General features: G+C 69.5%; 19 protein-coding genes. 15 read left to right on the forward strand and 4 right to left on the reverse strand.

Features of this window, described 5'->3' with window-relative positions:
* Positions 1-83 precede the first annotated feature (83 nt).
* Positions 84-476 (forward strand): DUF1801 domain-containing protein, encoded by a 393-nt coding sequence (locus ABD164_RS12755; RefSeq protein WP_344296670.1) that lies wholly within the window; start codon positions 84-86, stop codon positions 474-476.
* 9 nt (positions 477-485) lie between these two features.
* On the opposite strand, the gene ABD164_RS12760 is transcribed toward ABD164_RS12755, so the two are convergent.
* Entirely contained in the window at positions 486-1,289 is an 804-nt protein-coding gene (locus ABD164_RS12760) for an alpha/beta hydrolase family protein (protein WP_344296671.1), read from the reverse strand.
* A gap of 100 nt (positions 1,290-1,389) precedes the next feature.
* Here ABD164_RS12760 and ABD164_RS12765 point away from each other — a divergent pair, with 100 nt between their 5' ends.
* Positions 1,390-1,635 carry a type II toxin-antitoxin system Phd/YefM family antitoxin gene (locus ABD164_RS12765; RefSeq protein ID WP_344296672.1) on the forward strand — a complete coding sequence of 82 codons (246 nt, stop codon included), beginning with the start codon at positions 1,390-1,392 and terminating at the stop codon, positions 1,633-1,635.
* Positions 1,632-2,021: a type II toxin-antitoxin system VapC family toxin gene (locus tag ABD164_RS12770; RefSeq protein ID WP_344296673.1), complete on the forward strand. Its 390-nt coding sequence runs from the start codon at positions 1,632-1,634 to the stop codon at positions 2,019-2,021. The genes ABD164_RS12765 and ABD164_RS12770 overlap by 4 nt, the downstream gene beginning before the upstream one ends.
* An 18-nt stretch (positions 2,022-2,039) precedes the next feature.
* On the opposite strand, the gene ABD164_RS12775 is transcribed toward ABD164_RS12770, so the two are convergent.
* Positions 2,040-2,714: an O-methyltransferase gene (locus ABD164_RS12775; protein ID WP_344296674.1), complete on the reverse strand. Its 675-nt coding sequence runs from the start codon at positions 2,712-2,714 to the stop codon at positions 2,040-2,042.
* Positions 2,715-2,851: 137 nt separating this feature from the next.
* Here ABD164_RS12775 and ABD164_RS12780 point away from each other — a divergent pair, with 137 nt between their 5' ends.
* From ABD164_RS12780 to ABD164_RS12825, 10 genes are all read left to right on the forward strand, one after another.
* Positions 2,852-3,685, forward strand: coding sequence for a hypothetical protein (locus ABD164_RS12780; RefSeq protein WP_344296675.1), 834 nt, complete (start codon positions 2,852-2,854; stop codon positions 3,683-3,685).
* A gap of 5 nt (positions 3,686-3,690) precedes the next feature.
* Positions 3,691-4,107, forward strand: coding sequence for a DUF5684 domain-containing protein (locus ABD164_RS12785; RefSeq protein WP_344296676.1), 417 nt, complete (start codon positions 3,691-3,693; stop codon positions 4,105-4,107).
* A 59-nt stretch (positions 4,108-4,166) separates the two neighbouring features.
* A complete protein-coding gene (locus ABD164_RS12790; RefSeq protein WP_344296677.1) occupies positions 4,167-4,679 on the forward strand; it encodes a methylated-DNA--[protein]-cysteine S-methyltransferase in 513 nt (170 codons plus the stop codon).
* A gap of 148 nt (positions 4,680-4,827) precedes the next feature.
* Positions 4,828-5,469 carry a hypothetical protein gene (locus ABD164_RS12795; RefSeq protein ID WP_344296678.1) on the forward strand — a complete coding sequence of 214 codons (642 nt, stop codon included), beginning with the start codon at positions 4,828-4,830 and terminating at the stop codon, positions 5,467-5,469.
* A gap of 171 nt (positions 5,470-5,640) precedes the next feature.
* Positions 5,641-6,855: an ROK family protein gene (locus ABD164_RS12800; RefSeq protein WP_344296679.1), complete on the forward strand. Its 1,215-nt coding sequence runs from the start codon at positions 5,641-5,643 to the stop codon at positions 6,853-6,855.
* 197 nt (positions 6,856-7,052) lie between these two features.
* Positions 7,053-8,405, forward strand: coding sequence for an extracellular solute-binding protein (locus tag ABD164_RS12805; RefSeq protein ID WP_344296680.1), 1,353 nt, complete (start codon positions 7,053-7,055; stop codon positions 8,403-8,405).
* A gap of 97 nt (positions 8,406-8,502) precedes the next feature.
* Positions 8,503-9,360 (forward strand): carbohydrate ABC transporter permease, encoded by an 858-nt coding sequence (locus ABD164_RS12810; RefSeq protein ID WP_344296812.1) that lies wholly within the window; start codon positions 8,503-8,505, stop codon positions 9,358-9,360.
* 64 nt (positions 9,361-9,424) lie between these two features.
* On the forward strand, positions 9,425-10,315 hold the full coding sequence (locus ABD164_RS12815) for a carbohydrate ABC transporter permease (protein WP_344296681.1): 891 nt from the start codon (positions 9,425-9,427) through the stop codon (positions 10,313-10,315).
* A gap of 12 nt (positions 10,316-10,327) precedes the next feature.
* Complete coding sequence (locus ABD164_RS12820) at positions 10,328-13,357, forward strand: alpha-mannosidase (protein ID WP_344296682.1); 3,030 nt, start codon at positions 10,328-10,330, stop codon at positions 13,355-13,357.
* A gap of 136 nt (positions 13,358-13,493) precedes the next feature.
* Positions 13,494-14,927, forward strand: a complete 1,434-nt coding sequence (locus ABD164_RS12825) for an HNH endonuclease signature motif containing protein (RefSeq protein WP_344296683.1) — start codon at positions 13,494-13,496, stop codon at positions 14,925-14,927.
* Positions 14,928-15,119: 192 nt separating this feature from the next.
* On the opposite strand, the gene ABD164_RS12830 is transcribed toward ABD164_RS12825, so the two are convergent.
* On the reverse strand, positions 15,120-15,917 hold the full coding sequence (locus tag ABD164_RS12830) for an MOSC domain-containing protein (RefSeq protein WP_344296685.1): 798 nt from the start codon (positions 15,915-15,917) through the stop codon (positions 15,120-15,122).
* A gap of 27 nt (positions 15,918-15,944) precedes the next feature.
* Positions 15,945-16,232 (reverse strand): DUF1905 domain-containing protein, encoded by a 288-nt coding sequence (locus ABD164_RS12835; RefSeq protein ID WP_344296686.1) that lies wholly within the window; start codon positions 16,230-16,232, stop codon positions 15,945-15,947.
* 131 nt (positions 16,233-16,363) lie between these two features.
* Here ABD164_RS12835 and ABD164_RS12840 point away from each other — a divergent pair, with 131 nt between their 5' ends.
* Positions 16,364-17,062: a hemerythrin domain-containing protein gene (locus ABD164_RS12840; RefSeq protein WP_344296687.1), complete on the forward strand. Its 699-nt coding sequence runs from the start codon at positions 16,364-16,366 to the stop codon at positions 17,060-17,062.
* An 8-nt stretch (positions 17,063-17,070) separates the two neighbouring features.
* Positions 17,071-17,523, forward strand: a complete 453-nt coding sequence (locus ABD164_RS12845) for a methyltransferase family protein (RefSeq protein ID WP_344296688.1) — start codon at positions 17,071-17,073, stop codon at positions 17,521-17,523.
* The last annotated feature ends 56 nt before the right edge of the window (positions 17,524-17,579 follow it).

Here is a 17,579-nt window from a genome sequence, read left to right on the forward strand (position 1 = left end):
CATCTTCCCTCGAGTGCATGCGTACGCGCCATACGCCCGAGTAGTGCCTTTCGGCGCGACAGCCGGCGCCGTAAGATCACGGCATGCCCGAGCGCTTCGCCACCGTCGACGAGTTCCTCACCGCCCAAGACCCGCAGCGCCGCGCCGACGTCGAATCGCTGCGCGCGCTCGTGCGCGAGGCCGACCCCGAATTGACCGAGATCGTGAAGTGGAACTCGCCCGACTACACGCTCGACGGCATCGACCGGCTCACGATCAACGCGGCAGGCAATGGACCCGTGCGACTCATCCTGCATTTCGGCACCGAGCGTGCCGAAGACAAGGGCGCTGCGCCGACGTTCTCCGGTGACCCCGACGGCCTGCTCACCTGGCATTCGAACATCCGGGCCAGCCTTGCGTTGCCCGAGCAGTCGAGGCTCGCGGGGCAGCGCGACGCGATCGTCGCGCTCATCCGCGCGTGGCTGGCTGAGGAGTGACGCCGGCCCCTACCGCCCGAGTACGCCGCCCAGCCAGTCGACGATGATCTCGTCGTACTGCTTCGCCACCGGCGTCTGCGGTGCAGGCGCGTCGCCCGGCCACTCCGCCAGCGGATGTTCGGCTCCCTCGACGAACCGCACGTCGCCGACCCCGAGCCGCTCGAGCTCGTGCACCGCGTCGAGGAACGGCGGTTCGTCGGCCGAGCCCTCGATCACGAGCAGCGGCACGCCCGCGGCGGTGAGCTCGGGCGCTCGGGCGATGAAGTCCATGCGGCCGGCCACCGCGTCGGCGGCGGGCGACCACCGATAGGGCTCGGGCAGAAACGCGGCCGTCGCGTCGATCATCGTTCGCAGTCGCAGCATCGGATTCACCAGCACGGCGGCCGAGATTTCGAGCGCGGCACCGTGGGTGGTCAACACATCGGCGGCGACGGATGCTCCTGCCGAGCCTCCGAGCACGACCAGCGCCGAGGCATCCGATGCACTGAGACGTTCGCGAATCTCGGCGAGCGCCTCGGGGAACTCGGCGAGCGCCTGATCGTGCATGGGCCCGAAGTATTCGGTGACCATGTCGATGCCGCTCGTGAGCAGCGCCTCGAAGTCGCCGTGCTCGTCGCGGGACCCGGTCAACGGCAGTCCCAGGTAGACGACGTGGGCGTCGAGCCCGTCGAGCGGCAGCGCCGCCGACATCGCCGCAGGTGTGCTCGGCGGATCGAGCAGATGCCACGCGACCACGACGGGTGCGTCGGGGCGGGCGGCTGCACGGGCGACGAATGGAACCCCCGCAGAGGTGGTGCCGTCGATCTCGGTCATGGGGGTGAGGTTAGCGGGGTTTGCCGATCCGCGGCAGGGGAGGCCAGCCTTGGGCACTTGGGCACTTGGGCACTTGGGCACTTGGGCGCTTGGGCACCCCATGAGGTCGATCAGTCAACGCGAACTCCGCAACAACTCGGCCGAGATCATGCGCGGCCTCGCGCGCGGGGAGTCCTACCGGGTCACCAATCGTGGTGTGCCGGTGGGTGTGCTTCGTGCCGAGGGCCGGTCAGAGCTCGACGACCTGATGCTGCGACCCGGCAGTCAGGTGATGCAGTTTCCGCGGGGTGTGCGACGAGCCCAATCCACGGGTGATGCGCTCGACGAACTCCGCCGAGACCGATGATCGTCGCGGTCGATACGTCGGCACTGGCGAAACTGCTCGTAGAAGAAGACGAGTCCGACCACGTTCGCGAGTTCCTCGGTGATCGGTCGCGGCTGGGCGACGTACTGGTCATCTCCACGATCGCGGTTACCGAACTGCGACGACTCGCGAGGCGTCTCGACATCGATGCCGCCGCGGTCGAACCCGTCGTGCGCCCCTTCCACACCCTGCGCCTCACCGAGGGCATCCTGCAACTCGCCGGCCGGTTCACTCAGCCGCACCTCGGCACCCTCGATGCGATCCACATCGCGAGCGCGCTGACTGCAGAAGCGGGTGAGCTGCTCACGTTCGACCGGCAGCAGGGCGCGGCGGCCGTGGCAGAAGGGCTGGCCTCGGTGCGGCCGTGAGCCTGCGCTGACGGATGCTCAGGTGACGATCGCGATCGCGACTCCGTCCCAGCCCTTCGATCCGACGGTCTGCAGCGCCGTGGCATCGACACGGGGGTCGGCGCCCAGCATCTCGAGCCCGAGCTTGGTGCCGACCACCATCGGATCGGTGGTGTCGGGATTGGCGACCTCACCCATGCGGCCGACGTTGTCGACGACGATCACGGTGCCCGGGTGCCCGAGACGGATGGCCCAGTCGATGTAGATCGTGTTCGATTCCTTGTCGGCGTCGATGAAGACCAGGTCGAACGGCTCGTCGTCGCGCTCGGCGATGCGCGGCAGGGTTTCGGCGGCACGGCCGACGACGATCTCCACCTTCTGCGACACGCCCGCCCGTTCGAGGTTGGTGCGCGCGACATCGGCGTGTTTCTGCTCGAGCTCGAGGGTCACGACTCGACCATCGTCGGGGATGCCGCGGGCGAGCCAGATCGTCGAGAAGCCGCCGAGCGTGCCCACCTCGAGTACGCGCCGCGCACCCGACATGCGGGCGAGCAGGTGCAGCAGCTTGCCCGACAGGGGGGTCACCTCGATCGCAGGAAGGCCCGCCGCGGCGGTGTCGGCGACCGCCGCCGTCAGGCTCGGGTCATCGTCGATCAGCGTCTTCGCGAGGTACTCGTCGACGCGCCGCCAGTTGTCTGGAGTTGAGTCCGCCATATCGCCAGCCTGCTTCGCCGGCGGCCCTGCGTCAATGCTCGCTGCTCGACAGTCGACCGACTGGTCTACGAGAGCCCTCATCGGTCACTACGATCGGAATCCTGCGCATCCGAGCGCACCCGACCCGATGGAGCCACGTGACCCTCGACACGTCGTCGCCCGAGGCGACAACGCCGCCGTCCCCAGCGCCGCCCGCCCCAGCGCCACCCACCCCCACGCCGCCGGTACCCACGCCGCCGCAGTCCGGCACCGACCCGACCGGCGCGACTCCGCCGCCGCGCCCGAAGGGGCTCGTCCTCGCCCTGACGCTCGCGATCATCGTCTCGGTGATCCCGGTGATCCTGCTTCCGGTCGCGGGAATGTGGCTGGCAGTGACATCCTTCACGCAGACGCAGCAGGTGATCTCGGCAATCGAGGCCGAACAACCCGCCGACACCGGCACCGACGGGGCTGCGGGTGCGGCCCTGCCGGTCGAACTCCCCCTCGACGTCGAGATCCCTGGCCCCGCCTACGTCGCCGTGACGTCGGGCTTCGCCGAGACCGATGAGTGGGTCGCGTTGGCCGAGGGCGGCGTGAACGGCTTCGAGTACGAGAATTCGAGCACCGGATGCTACGTCTGGTACACGAACGGATCAGTCGGCACCGACGTGGATGTCGCGAACGGCGACCGTGCCGCGAGCATCGCGCTCATCGAATCGGCACTCGGTGCGACGGTCGACCTGAACCTGGTCGAGCACGGCACCATGTCTGCCATCGACGGCGCCGCATTCGGCACCGTCGACGCCGTCGAGGCCGACTTCGAGGGCGAGGGCTTCGCGGCCACGGCAGTGGCGCGCACCTTCGCGGGAATCGGCGAGGGCGTGGTGTTCTACGTCGAGTGCGCCGACGAGGCGCAGCGTGCCGACGCAGTCGCCACCGCACGTGACCTGCTGTACATCACGCTCGTTCCGGCGGGCGAGGGCCTGGAGTGAACGACATGCAAGAACCCGTCATCGACATCGCCGCTGTGCTCGTGCCCATGCTGACCGTCTGGGCGGTGCTCGCCGTCTACGCCATCGCGGCATACGTGCTCAGCGCGGTCTTCCTCTCGAAGATCTTCGCCAAGACCGGCGCCGCGGCGTGGCCCGCCTGGGTGCCCGTCTACAACTCGTGGCGCATGCTCGAGCTCGGCGGCCAGCCGGGTTGGCTCGCGCTGCTCGTGTTGGTGCCGGTCGGCAACATCGTGGCCGCCGTCTTCCTGGTCATCGCCGCGTATCGCATCGGGCTCGGCTTCGGCAAGAGCGGTGCATGGGCGGTGCTCTACTTCTTCGTTCCGCTGGTCTGGGGCGCGCTGGTCGCCTACGGCAACACTGCACCGTGGCGGCCGACGTCGGCGACCGCGTCGGGCGTATAGGTCCGATTCCCGCGCTCGGTTGCGGGCACGGCGGGGCGGCGGCGAGTGATGATGGAGTCATGACCCGCCGCCACGCGACCCTCGGCACGCCACTCGGCGAACTGCTCGTCGTCGCCGACGGCGAGGCGCTCGCGGGCATCTACTTTCCGGGGCACTGGCATCCGCCGGTCGCCGGCACGATCGGCATCGAGGTCGACGCCCTCGGTGATGCGCTCATCATGCGGTTCGGCGAGCAGCTCGCCCAGTACCTCGACGGCACCCGCACCACGTTCGACCTGCCGCTCGCCCCCGACGGCGACGAGTTCCAGCTGACGGTATGGGCGATGCTGCGGGACATCCGATTCAGCGAGACGACGACATATGGCGCGCTCGCCGCGCGCCTCGGCGACCGAAATCTCGCCCGGCGCGTCGGCAACGCCGTCGGGCGCAACCCGCTGAGCATCGTGGTGCCGTGCCACCGCGTGGTCGGCGCCGCCGGATCACTCACCGGGTACGCCGGCGGGCTCGAACGCAAGCGGCAGCTGCTCGAGCTCGAAGGGGCAGCGGTCGTCGCGCAGGGGCGACTGTTCTGATCTGATATCGCGACGTCTGACCGGGTGGTGTCGCGACGTCTGACCGGGTGGTGTCGACTCGTCCTCACACGGCGTGAATGACGCCGCATCGTCCACAACCCGCTCCCCATCGGCCGGCGCCGACCACGCGTGCTTCTAGCCTCGCCGCATGAACCTACAACGCTCTTCCTCGACCCGGTCTCGTGGATTCGCAGTCATCCGCGCCGGCGCGCTGGTGCTGCTGTCGTTCTCGCTCTCCGGGTGCATTCCAGCGGATTCGGCGAGCGTGCCCGCTCACGCCGACGGAACGTCGTCACCGACGGTGGCGACGCCCGGATCCGACGGACTCACGGTCACGGGCGGCGATGAGTCGCCTGCGCCGATCGTCGGGGGAGTGTTCGCCGATGACGCCGACGCGCTCGCCGCGGCGATTGCCACGCTCGAGGGGTACTTCGAACTCGAGCGCCAGATCAGACTGTCGAACGACCCGACCCACGGCGACCTGTCCGAGTTCCTCAGCCCCGCTCTCGAATCGCAGGTGCGAGCCATGCTCGCGACGGCCGCGCAGGATGCGGACGCACGGGTGCAGGCCACGCTGGTCGAGAACGCGCGCCTGCAGAAGCGAAGTGAGCAGGGAACCCGAGCGATGCTCGCGGTCGCGTACTGCCACGTCGAGACCGACGCCATTCGGGCGCTGAGTGGCGACGAGGACACGACGGAGGTGATCGTGTCGTTGATGTCAACACCCGATGACCCGCGCCGGCTGCGCATCGACGGCATGCTCCCGTGGCAGGGTGAACCGCTGTGCTGACCCAGCGTTCGCCCTGCTGGGGCCCGAGCCGCCTGAGACGTTGATTCCGATTCGGCGGGGGCGGTAGGCGGCGGTGCGCACGCGTATCATTTCTCCATCGACCGGACTAACCCCTGGGGAGGCGGAATGGGCGACGTGGCGACCGCGCGTCGTGGTACCAACCTGCCACGCATGGGCGACTTCAACCGATCGGTGATCTTCGACGCGATCAGGCGAGCCCCCGAAGGGCGCAGTCGGGTCGAGCTGGTCGAGATCTCGGGGCTGTCGACCCAGACCGTGTCGAACATCGCCAGGTGGCTGCTCGACCAGGAGCTCGTCGTCGAGGCGGGCAAAGAGCGTGCGGGCATCGGCAAGCCGCGCACGCTGCTTCGGCTGAACCGCACCGGCATGTTCGCCGTCGGGGTGCACATCGACCCGGCGGTGATGACGTTCGTCGTGCTCGACCTCGTGGGCGGGGTCGTCGCCCACTCCAGGCGCCGCACGCCGAAGGCGAATCGTCCCGAGCGGGTGATGGCGCTCATCCACGACGGCATCGAGCAGCTCATCGCCGACTCTGCGGTGCCACGCGACAAGATCGTCGGAGTCGGCGTCGCGGCGCCCGGGCCGATCGACCAGGAGCGCGGCACCATCGTCGACCCGCCGCACCTCGTCGACTGGCATCGCGTGCCGCTGCGCGATGCGCTCGAGACGTCGACCGGGTTGCCGGTGCTCGTCGACAAGGACGTGACCGCCGCGGCGGTCGCCGAGACATGGGCGGGCGGGGCAAGTGGAGCGGGATCGTTCGTCTTCGTGTACCTCGGCACCGGCGTCGGCGCCGGCCTCGTCATGCACGATGAGCTGATGCGCGGGGTCTCGGGCAACGCCGGTGAGGTCGGGCACATCATCACCGACCCCGACGGGCCGGTCTGCTGGTGCGGGCAGCGCGGATGCGTCGCGGTGACGTGCACGCCGCAGGCGATGGTCGAAGAGGCCGAACGCGCCGAGGTGATCGCCGAGACCCGGCATGCGGGCAGCCTGTTGCGCGACGCCCGTGACGTCGATGCCCAGTTCACCCGGCTGTGCCGTGCCGCGGAAGGGGGCGACGCCGCGGCCGGCGACATCCTGAATCGCGCCGCAGAGCGCACCGCGCGCGCGGTTGCCGTGCTTACGAACGTGCTCGACGTCGACCGGGTGGTCTTCGGCGGGCCCATGTGGCAGCGGGTGAGCGAGCGGTACCTCGAACGCATCCCGCCCCACCTCGACGCATTCAGCGCCACCGGCGCGCTGCGGCGCGTGCCCGTCGTGGGCACGGGCGTCGGCGACGACGTCGGCGCGATCGGCGCTGCGTGCCTGGTGCTCGAGCACACGTTCACGCCGTCGGCGGCGCGGCTGCTGCTGGGCCACTGACCCCCGGAGAGGTCACAGTCCGGTAACGCCCGCAATCGCCCGCGCTCGGAGCCTTGTCGACTAAGTCCATTCGATTTACTATCTTGCCAAGCCCGTGCGATTCGTCTCGACGGGCCCGGCCGGGATCGCGCACCGGGGGAAGGTGGCGATCCCGGCCGCACAGCGTCGTCGTCACATCCGGAGCAAAGGAGCACCCCATGCGTCGCATACGCACCACCATCGCGGTGACCGCGGTCACCGCGGCATCCCTCGCACTCATCGGCTGCAGCGCCGACAGCGGCGACGGCGAGAGTGACACGATCCGCGTCGTCTACCAGAAGACCGACGGGTTCGTCGCGCTCGACGAGCTCTTCCAGAAGGTGAAGCCCGAGTTCGAAGAGGCCAACCCCGGCATCACGGTCGAACTCGAGCCGATCGTCGCCGACGAGGGCGACTACGCCACGAAGCTCGCACTCATGCAGCAGAGCCCCGACACCGCGCCCGACGTGTTCTACGAAGACACGTTCCGCGTGCGCAGCGACGTCGACGCCGGCTACCTGCTGAACCTCGACGACCACCTCGCCGAGTGGGATGAGTGGGACCAGTTCAACGAGGGCGCCAAAGAGGCGGGGCGCGCCGACGACGGCAGCATCTATGCGGTACCGCTCGGCACCGACACCCGTGGCATCTGGTACTCGAAGTCGGTGCTCGAGGAGGCCGGCGTCACGCTGCCGTGGGAGCCGAAGACGTGGGACGAGATCCTCGACACCGCTCGCCAGGTGAAGGCGGCGGTGCCCGACAAGGTCGCGTTCAACGCCTACGCTGGCAAGCCGGCCGGCGAGGGTTCGGTCATGCAGGGCTTCGGCATGCTCATGTACGGCACCGACGACACCCTCTACGACGCCGACAGTCAGAAGTGGGTCACCGGGTCGCAGGGCTTCATCGACTCGCTCGCCTTCATCGAGACGCTCTACGGCGAGGGACTCGCTCCCGCGCCCGACGTGGCGCTCGACGGCTCGATGTGGCAGAAGCTCTTCGGCGAGTGGTTCCCCGGCGGCCAGATCGCCGGCACCATCGAAGGCTCGTGGTCGCCGTCGTTCTGGAAGCAGGGCGGCCAGTACGAGTGGCCCGAGTACGTCGACGACATCGGAGTGGCGGCGTTCCCGACCCAGAACGGCCAGGGCGACGGCGCGGTAAGCCTCTCGGGCGGATGGACCCTCGCGGTCGGTGCGAACACCGGCAACGCCGACGCCTCATTCGACTTCCTGGCCATGGCGCTCAACAAGGAGAACGCGCTCGAGTACAACATCACGAACTCGCAGATCGCCGTGCGCTCCGACGTGGCATCCGACCCCGCCTATCTCGAGGCGAACCCGTTCATCGGGTTCTTCACCGACCTCGTGACCTACACCCACTTCCGCCCTGCGACGGCCGACTACCCGCAGATCTCGGCCGAGATCCAGGCGGCCACCGAGGCCGTCATGACGGGGCAGATGTCGCCCGAAGACGCCGCCGCGGCCTATGACGAGGCGGTGGTCGGCATCGTCGGCGAAGACAACGTGACCGGGTAGGGGGATGGTCACGGTCCACGCGCCGGCGGTGCGAGGGGGTGACCGGCCGGCACGCGACGGCTCGACGTCGCGTGCCGGCCGCCGCCGGTCACGAGGGATGCTGCGCCTGGTGCCGGTCGTCCCTTCGGTGTTGTTGCTGCTGCTCTTCATGGCGGGGCCGGTGGTCTGGGCGATCGTCATCTCGTTCTCGAACTCGGCACTCACCGGACGGTTCGCGAAGAACCCCGAGTGGGTGGGCCTCGAAAACTACACGAGGCTGCTGGCCGACCCGGCGTTCCCGCTGTCGCTGCTGCTCACGATCGTGTTCGTGATCGGCTCGGCGATCATCGGGCAGAACGTGCTCGGCCTCGGCCTCGCATTGCTGTTCGGCCGCGTGAATCGCACGACCCGCGCGCTCGTCTCGACGGCCGTCGTGGCCGCGTGGGTACTCCCCGAGATCGTGGCAGCGTTCGCGGCCTACGCGTACTTCGCCGACGACGGCACGCTCAACCAACTGCTCGCGGCCGCCGGCATCGACGGACCGAATTGGCTGTTCGACTTTCCGATGATCGCCGTCATCCTCGCGAACGTCTGGCGTGGCACCGCGTTCTCGATGCTCGTCTACGAGGCGGCGCTGGGCGACGTTCCGCCCGAGATCACCGAGGCGGCCACCGTCGACGGCGCAAGTGGGATGCAGCGGCTCGTGTGGGTGACGCTGCCGATGATCCGCGGCGCGATCGCCACGAACCTCATGCTCATCACCCTGCAGACCCTCGCCGTGTTCACGCTGATCTGGGTCATGACGAAGGGCGGGCCTGGCGTCGCGAGCACCACCCTGCCGATCTTCGCCTACCAAGAGGCGTTCAAGTTCCAGGCGATCGGCTACGGCTCGGCGATCGCCGTCGTGATGATCGTGATCGGCGCCGCGTTCTCGATCGCGTACATCCGTGCGCTTCGACCCGAGGGGCAGCGATGACCGAGGGGCAGCGATGACCGAGGGGCAGCGATGACCGAGGGGCAGCGATGACCGAGGGGCAGCGATGACCGCGGGTGAGGCGACGCGAGCCGACGCCGTACGCACCGCCGCGACCCGACGCGACCTCGCCTCGCCGCGCAAGGCGGTGGCATCGGCCGCCCGCAACCTCGTGCTCTGGATCATCGGGCTCAGCTTCCTGCTGCCGCTCGCGTGGCTCGTGCTCGCGTCGATCGACACCCGGCCGAGCCAGCAGGCGCGCATTCCCGAGGGGTTCACGCTCGACCACTACGCCGCGGTGCTGACGGTCGAGGGAACCCTGCTGCCACTCTGGAACAGCCTGCTGCTCTCGACCGGATCGGCGGCGATCACCGTCGTCGTGGCAGTGCTCGCGGCGTACCCGCTGTCGCGCTACCAATCGCGGTTCAATCGTCCGTACATGTACACGATCCTGTTCGGCACCTGCCTGCCGATCACGGCGATCATGGTGCCCGTCTACAGCTTGTTCGTGCGGCTCGGCTATCTCGACAACCTGTTCGCGGTCACCGCGTTTCTCGCCGCGACGAGCCTGCCGATGGCCATCTGGATGATGAAGAACTTCATGGACTCGGTGCCGGTGAGCCTCGAGGAAGCCGCATGGGTCGACGGGGCATCCGCCATGGGCACACTGCGTCGCATCGTGGTGCCGCTCATGCGACCCGGAATCGCGGTGGTCTTCATCTTCGTGTTCATCCAGGCCTGGGGCAACTTCTTCGTGCCCTTCATCCTGCTGCTGAGTCCCGCGAAGCAGCCGGCCGCGGTGAGCATCTACAGCTTCTTCGGGCAGTACGGCACGGTGGCGTACGGTGAGCTCGCGGCATACTCGCTGCTGTACTCGCTGCCCGTGATCGTGCTCTACGTCATCGTGTCGCGCGGCATCGGTGGCTCGTTCGCCCTGCAGGGTGCTGTCAAGGGATAGGTGATCACAGCCATGCATGACGACCACGCGCTCGTCGAGAAGCGCATCGAACGGTTCGTCGCCGAACGGCTCACGCCCGCGGTGTACCGCGCGCGTGTGTCTGCACACGTCGAGTTCTGGGAGGTGCCCGGCGAGCCGGTTGCGTTCGCAGAGGCTGCCGCCGCGTCGTTCGCGCCGATCGCGCCGGGCACGCCGTGGGGGCGGCCGTGGGGCACGACCTGGTTCCGGGTGTCGGGCGAGGTGCCGAACGGTTGGGCAGACATCGACGGCGTGCGCCCTGAACTCGTCGTCGACCTCGGCTTCACGGCGGCACAGCCCGGATTCCAGGCCGAGGCGCTCGCCTGGTCGACCGACGGCACCGTCATCAAGGCCGTCGAGCCCCGCAACCGCGCGGTTCCGGTGCCTGCGAGCGGCGCGTTCCAGCTGTACCTCGAGGGCGCGTCGAATCCGGATGTCGCGGGGCAGTGGTCGTTCGCCCCGACCGCCCTCGGCGAATGGCGGAGTGCGGGCACCGACCCCGTCTACGTGCTGCGAAGCGTCGACATCGCGCTGCTCGACATCACGGTGTGGGAGCTGCTGCAAGACGTGTGGACGCTGCGGGGCCTCTACGCCCAGCTGCCCAAGTCGATGCCGCGACGGGCCGACATCCTGCGTGCCCTCGAACGCTGCGTCGACACGGTCGACCCCGATGACGTCGCCGGCACCGCTGCACGCGGCCGTGAAGTACTGGCGCCTGCGCTCGCTGCGCCGGCCTGGGCGAGTTCGCATCGCATCCACGCCGTGGGGCACGCCCACATCGACAGCGCTTGGCTGTGGCCGGTGCGTGAGACGGTGCGCAAGGTCGCGCGCACGTTCTCGAACGTCGACGCGCTGATCGACGGGCATCCGGGATTCGTCTTCGCCGCGTCATCCGCGCAGCAGTACGCCTGGCTGAAACGCGACTACCCCGAGCTCTTCGAACGCGTCAGGCGGCGCGTGCACGAGGGGTCATTCGTGCCGACCGGGGGAATGTGGGTCGAGAGCGACACGAACCTGCCCGGCGGCGAGGCGCTGGCCCGGCAGTTCGTCGCGGGCAAGCGGTTCTTCATCGAGGAGTTCGGCGTCGAACCCCTCGAGGTCTGGCTGCCCGACTCGTTCGGGTACTCGGCGGCGCTGCCCCAGATCGTGCGGGCCGCGGGGTCGCGCTGGTTCCTCACGCAGAAGATCTCATGGAACGAGACGAACGTGATGCCCCACCACACGTTCCGGTGGCAGGGCATCGACGGCACCGAGGTGTTCACGCACTTTCCGCCGGTCGACACCTACAACGCAGAACTGTCGGGCGCCGAACTCGCCCGCGCAGAGCGCCAGTACGCCGAGAAGGGGCTGGCGAACACGTCGCTCGTGCCGTTCGGCTGGGGCGACGGGGGCGGAGGCCCGACCCGCGAGATGATCGCCGCCGCCGAGCGCACCGCCGACCTCGAGGGTTCGCCGCGCGTGCGGATGTCGTCGCCGCGCGAATTCTTCGAGGCGGCCGAGGCCGAGTACCCCCAGCCGCCCGTGTGGGCCGGTGAGCTGTACCTCGAGTTCCACCGCGGCACCTACACGTCGCAGGCGCGCACCAAGCGCGGCAACCGTCGCAGCGAGCACCTGCTGCGCGAGGCCGAACTGTGGGCGTCGACCGCAGCGGTGCGCGGGCTCGCGCCCTACCCCTACGACGAGCTCGAGTCGGCGTGGCACACGGTGCTGCTGAACCAGTTCCACGACATCCTGCCCGGCTCGTCGATCGCCTGGGTGCATCGCGAGGCCGAACGCCGGTATGCCGAGGTCGCGGTCGCCCTGACTGCGATCATCGAGCGGTCGGCGCGCGCGCTCGCAGGGTCGGGTGCGCGCACGCTGCGGCTCAACGCCGGGCCGTTCGCGGTCGACGGCGTCGCGCCGCTCGGCGGCGGGGTCGGTGGCGGTGCCGCTGCGACCGACGTCGTGACCGTGCGCCGCGAGGGCGCATCGATCGTGCTGGCGAACGCCCACCTCGCAGCGACGCTCGACGCCGACGGCCTGCTCGTCTCGCTGCGCGACCTTGCGAGCGGGCGGGAATCCGTGCCCACGGGACATCCGGCCAAGCTGCTGCAACTCTTCCGTGACACCCCCACCCAGTGGGATGCCTGGGATATCGATGCGCACTATGTGCGCAATGTCGAGGAACTGCGCGCCGCCGAGACGGTCGAGATCGCGCAGTCGGATGCCGCGACCGCGGCCGTGCGCATCGTGCGGCGGTTCGGCGCGTCGAGCGTGGTCGAGACCGTGTCGCTCGCGGCCGGGGCGCGAGCGCTCGAGGTGGGCTTCGACATCGACTGGCGTGAGCGGCAGAAGCTGCTGAAGCTCGCATTCCCCCTCGATGTGCACGCCGAGTCGGCGGCATCCGAGATCCAGTTCGGACACGTCCGGCGCCCGACGCACGTGAACACGTCGTGGGATGCCGCCCGCTTCGAGACGGTCGCGCACCGGTGGGTGCACGTCGGCGAGCCGGGCTTCGGCGTCGCCGTCGCGAACGACTCGACCTACGGACACGACGTGCGGCGCTCGATCGGCGAGCGCGGGGCGACGGTCACGACCGTGCGACTCTCGCTGCTGCGGGCGCCGCTGTACCCCGACCCTGCGAGCGACCAGGGCGAGCACCGCATGCGCGTGTCGATCACGCCCGGCACGGGCATCCCCGGGGCGGTCGAAGAGGGGTATCGGCTCAACCTGCCGCTGCGGTCGGTGCCCGACGCTGCGGTCGACACGATCGAGCCGCTCGTGCGGGTCGACGGCGCCGTCGTCGAATGCGTGAAGCTGGCTGAGGACCGGTCGGGCGATGTCGTCGTGCGGCTGTACGAGGCGATCGGCGGGCGTGCGCGTGTTCGGCTGTCGGCGTCGTTCGATGCCGAGGCCGAAGAGACCGACCTGCTCGAGCGGTCGCTCGAGGAGCCGCGGGTGTCGCTCGCGCATCACGGCGAGCGGTCGTGGGTGTTCGAGGTGCGGCCGTTCCAACTGGTGACGGTGCGGCTTCGGCGGGGGTGAGTTGGGCTGGCTGGGTGGGCTGGCCAAGTGGGCGCCGACTTGTCCTCCACAGGGGCGTTCTGCGGGGAGTTATTCACATGCTGACCTGCGGTTTCGGGGCGGTCTCAATGTCAGAGGGTGCCGCAAGAATGGAGGTATGACCGCAGTCACCGACGCACTCGAGCAGGTTCGCTCGACGCTTCGCGAGGTGCTGCGGTTCGACGACCCGGCACGATGGCCCGACGACGAACTACTCGCCGTGACGGCCTCGATCGAGGCGGTCGGGCGGGTCATCGACGCCCACCGGGCCGCGTGCGCCGGCGAGGTCGACGAGCGCTCCCGGGTCGAGCTGGGCAGCGAACGGCTTTCGTCCCGGCGCGGCTGCCGGTCGGCGTCAGAACTCATCGAGCGGGTCACCCAGGCGTCGGGCGCCGAGGCGCGACGACGCATCACGTTGGGGGCGGCGACCCGCGGCCGCGTCGGATTCACCGGTGAACCGCTCGAGGCCGAGTTCCCCGGCGTCGCCGCCGCCCTCGCCGCCGGGCTGCTGGGCGCCGATGCGGCGAGCACGATCGTCCGCGAACTCGACCGGCCCCGACGCGTCGCCGACCCGGTCACCCTCGCTGCCGCCGAACGCGAACTCATCGCCGCGGCAACCGGCACCGGCGACGGCGCCGGCACCCCGGTTCAGTGCGCCGCCGACGAGCTGCGGGTGCAGGCGCAGGCATGGGCCGTGTTCCTCGACCAAGACGGCCCCGAACCCGACGACGACCGTGCCATGCTGCGCCGCGGACTGCGCCTGGGCCGGGCCCGCGACGGACTCATCCCGATCAGAGGCGACCTGATGCCCGAAGTCGCGGCCGGGCTCACCCGGCTCTTCGACGCACACCTGTCACCACGGTCGAACACCGGGTTCGTCACCGACGAGCAGGCCGCGCACTTCGACCTCTCCGGTGAGCAGCGCAGCACCGACCAGCAACGCCACGACGTGCTCGCCGCGATCATCGCGACCACCGCACGATCAGGTCAGCACCCGTCGATCGGCGGCGCCCCGCCCACCGTGCTCGTGAGCGTGCGCGCCTCCGATGTCGCCGCCGGTCGCGGCGCCGGCCACGCCGACGGTGTCGAGATCCCGGTCTCGCTGCGGGCCGTGCGGCAGCTGATATGCACCGGCGGCACCCAACGGGTCGTGCTCGACGACCGCGGCCGCATCATCGAACTCGGCTCCCAAGAACGCTGCTTCACCCCGCAACAGAGGCGCGCGATCACCCTCCGCGACGGCGGATGCCTCATCCCCGGGTGTTCAGTGCCGGCGTCGTGGTGCGAGATCCATCATGTGATTCCCGATGTCGAGGGTGGGCCGACGCATCCTGACAACGGCGTGCTCGTCTGCTGGTTCCATCACCGGTCGATCGACACGTCGGGGTGGGGCATCCGCATGCACCACGGAGTGCCGCAGATCCGCCCACCCATCTGGCTCGACCCCGGCGGTGGGTGGCGCGACGCGACGAAATCGCCGACGCGGATTGCAGACCGGCTCGAGCGAAGAACGAGGCACCGAGCCGAACGAAGACCGGGTCCGGCCGCATGATGGTGCGGCATTGCGGCATTGCGGCATTGCGGCGTTGCGGCATTGCGGCATTGCGGCATTGCGGCATCTCGGCGTTGCGGCTTCTCGGCGTCGCGCCATCTCGGCGTCGCGCCATCTCGGCGCGAGCCCACCCGCTGCCGCCCAAGGCCCCACGAACGTGCGTGCCCCACGCATCGAACTCAGCAGCCGGGGTCAGCGGGCGCTCGCGGCGTCGCCCACGCTGATCGTGCCCGTCGTCAGGGGAACGAGTCTCACCCCGAACCAGGTCTTGCCATCGCGCCGGCGATGCCTCGCGAGGGTTTTGATCGGCTCCTTGCCGCGCGTGAGCGTGTCGGGGTCGATCGTCGTCATCACGCATCGGTCGCAGTGAGATGCGACGCGAAAGCTGACGCCACCGAGTTCGACGTGCGTCCATTGCTCTTCGGCGAACGGCGTGTCACCGTCGACGACCACGTTCGGGCGGAATCGCCGCATGTCGAGCGGGGGAGTCGCGTCGTCAGTCCACGCATCGAGCTGAGTGAGCGATGCCTCGCTCGTGAGCAACAGCGGGCCAGCATCGGCCAGCGTCAGTCGTTCCCCGGGCAGGCCGCCGTTGTTCGGATTCACGGTGCGAGCCCGGGGATCGGGCTGCCAGACCAATCGCACGGACGCGCCGAGGCGAGCACTCAGCCAATCGTCGGCCTCGTCACCGGCCGCGAGCGCCGTGCCCTGACGGGAGAAGCCGACGGCGATCGCCGGGGCATCCGTCGGCACGTCGACCCGCAGCGGATCGCCGGCACCGCCGCTCAACAGCAGGTCGCCGTCGGCGAGCGGTTCGGCAGAGAGGCCGAGCATCGCGTTGACCTCACGGGCGGTGACGGGCACGCCGTTCGCGTCGATGACACCCCAGCGACGATCGCCCGCGAGCCCCCAGGGCAGTACCTCGGCCGAAACGACGTCGAGGCCCGCGAATGACTTGACGGGGTAGATGCGAAGCTGCGTGAGGTGCATTCGAGCACGCTACCCGACTCTGCCTGCCTACCCGTCGTGCACGTCGAGGTCGACCGTGATCTCGTCGCCGCGCCCGATGCCCTCGGCCTTCAGCACCGCCGCCTTCAAGGGCAGTGCGTAGGTGTCGCCGCCGGGAAAGATCGACGTGTTCCACGTGGTCGCACCGACCGTCGCGGTGACGCGCACCGAGTCGAAGCCTCGTGGCATACGCGGCTGGTCGGCGATGTCGGCGCTCGGCTCGGGCGGCACGTCGACGAAGAACCAGTTGCGTCGAGCAGTCCACTCATAGATCGATGCAGTGAAGCGGATGCGCATGAGCGCGATGCTACCCGGCGCGTATGACACGCGTGTCGAAGTCCGCGCCGCCCGTACGGGGTCTTGTCGCGGCATCCGATTTGGCCGTATCCTCCCGAACAAGGCACCCCTCGTCGACGAACGGAGCCGTCATGCCCGCGACCGCCCTGCCTCCGAGCGGCGACCTGCCCGTCGGTCCGAAGATCTGCGACGCGAGCGGCATGGCCGAGATCCACCGCATGTTCCGCACCGGGTTCGGCGAGGCGCGCACACTCATCGACGGGGTGCGCGAGGGTGACACCGCCCACTCGGGGGTGGTCGCCGACCACGTCGCGATGCTCTCCACGGGACTTCACGCGCACCACGAGGGCGAAGACACCATGCTGTGGGGTGCGCTCGAACAACGCGCACCCGGCTGCAGTCCGCACGTCGCGCGCATGAAGGCCCAGCACGCGGCCCTGCTCGTGCACCTGACCGCGGTCGACGATGCGCTGCCGACGTGGCGCGCGAGCGCGCAGCCCGCTGACGCCGCTCCGCTCGGCGCCGCGCTCGACGGCGTGAACTCCGCGCTCGCCGACCACCTGGGCGACGAAGAGCACAACATCGTTCCCGTCATGGAGGTCGTGATCACCCAGACCGAGGTCGACGCGCTCAGCGAGCACGGGCGCAAGGCCACGCCGAAGGGGCGCATGTTCTTGCAGCTCGGAGCGATCCTCGCCGCGCAGCCCGACGGCGGCGACGAGTGGCAGCGCAAGCACCTGCCCCCGCCGGTGCGGCTCATCTGGCGGTGGCTCGGCAAGCCCAAGTACGAGGCGAACCGCGCCGAACTCGTCGGCGACCGCCCGGCGTAGGGCCCCGCATGGCCGATCGAGCGAACTGGTTGGTCTGGGCCCAGTTCGTGCTGCTCGTCTTGCTGCTGCTCCCCGGTGACTCACTGTGGGGCTCGGCCACGATCACGGTCGTCGCGGGGCTGATGGTCGTGCTCGGGGCCGCACTCGCGATCGCCGGCGCGGTGAGCCTCGGCGGCGACCTCGTGGTGTGGGTGGCACCGAAGGCGGGAGCGTCGCTGCGCACCACCGGTGTGTACCGGTTCACGCGCAACCCGATCTACCTCGGCCTGATGCTCGCGACCGCCGGATGGGTGCTGTGGCGGGCGCGCCCCGAGCTCGTCGTGGTGTGGGTACTGCTCACCGTCGTCCTCGTCATCAAGGCGCACGCCGAGCAGCACCGCCTGATCGACGCCTTCGGCGACGAGTATCGCGAATACGCCGAGCGCACGCCGCTGCTGCTGTTCGGGCGCGGCATCCGATAGACGGATGTCCCGCCGCGGGTCTCGATACGCGGCCTCCTTCGTCGGGCGCTACTCGA

The sequence above is a fragment of the Agromyces neolithicus genome (assembly GCF_039529735.1).
Taxonomy (GTDB): Bacteria; Actinomycetota; Actinomycetes; order Actinomycetales; family Microbacteriaceae; genus Agromyces; species Agromyces neolithicus.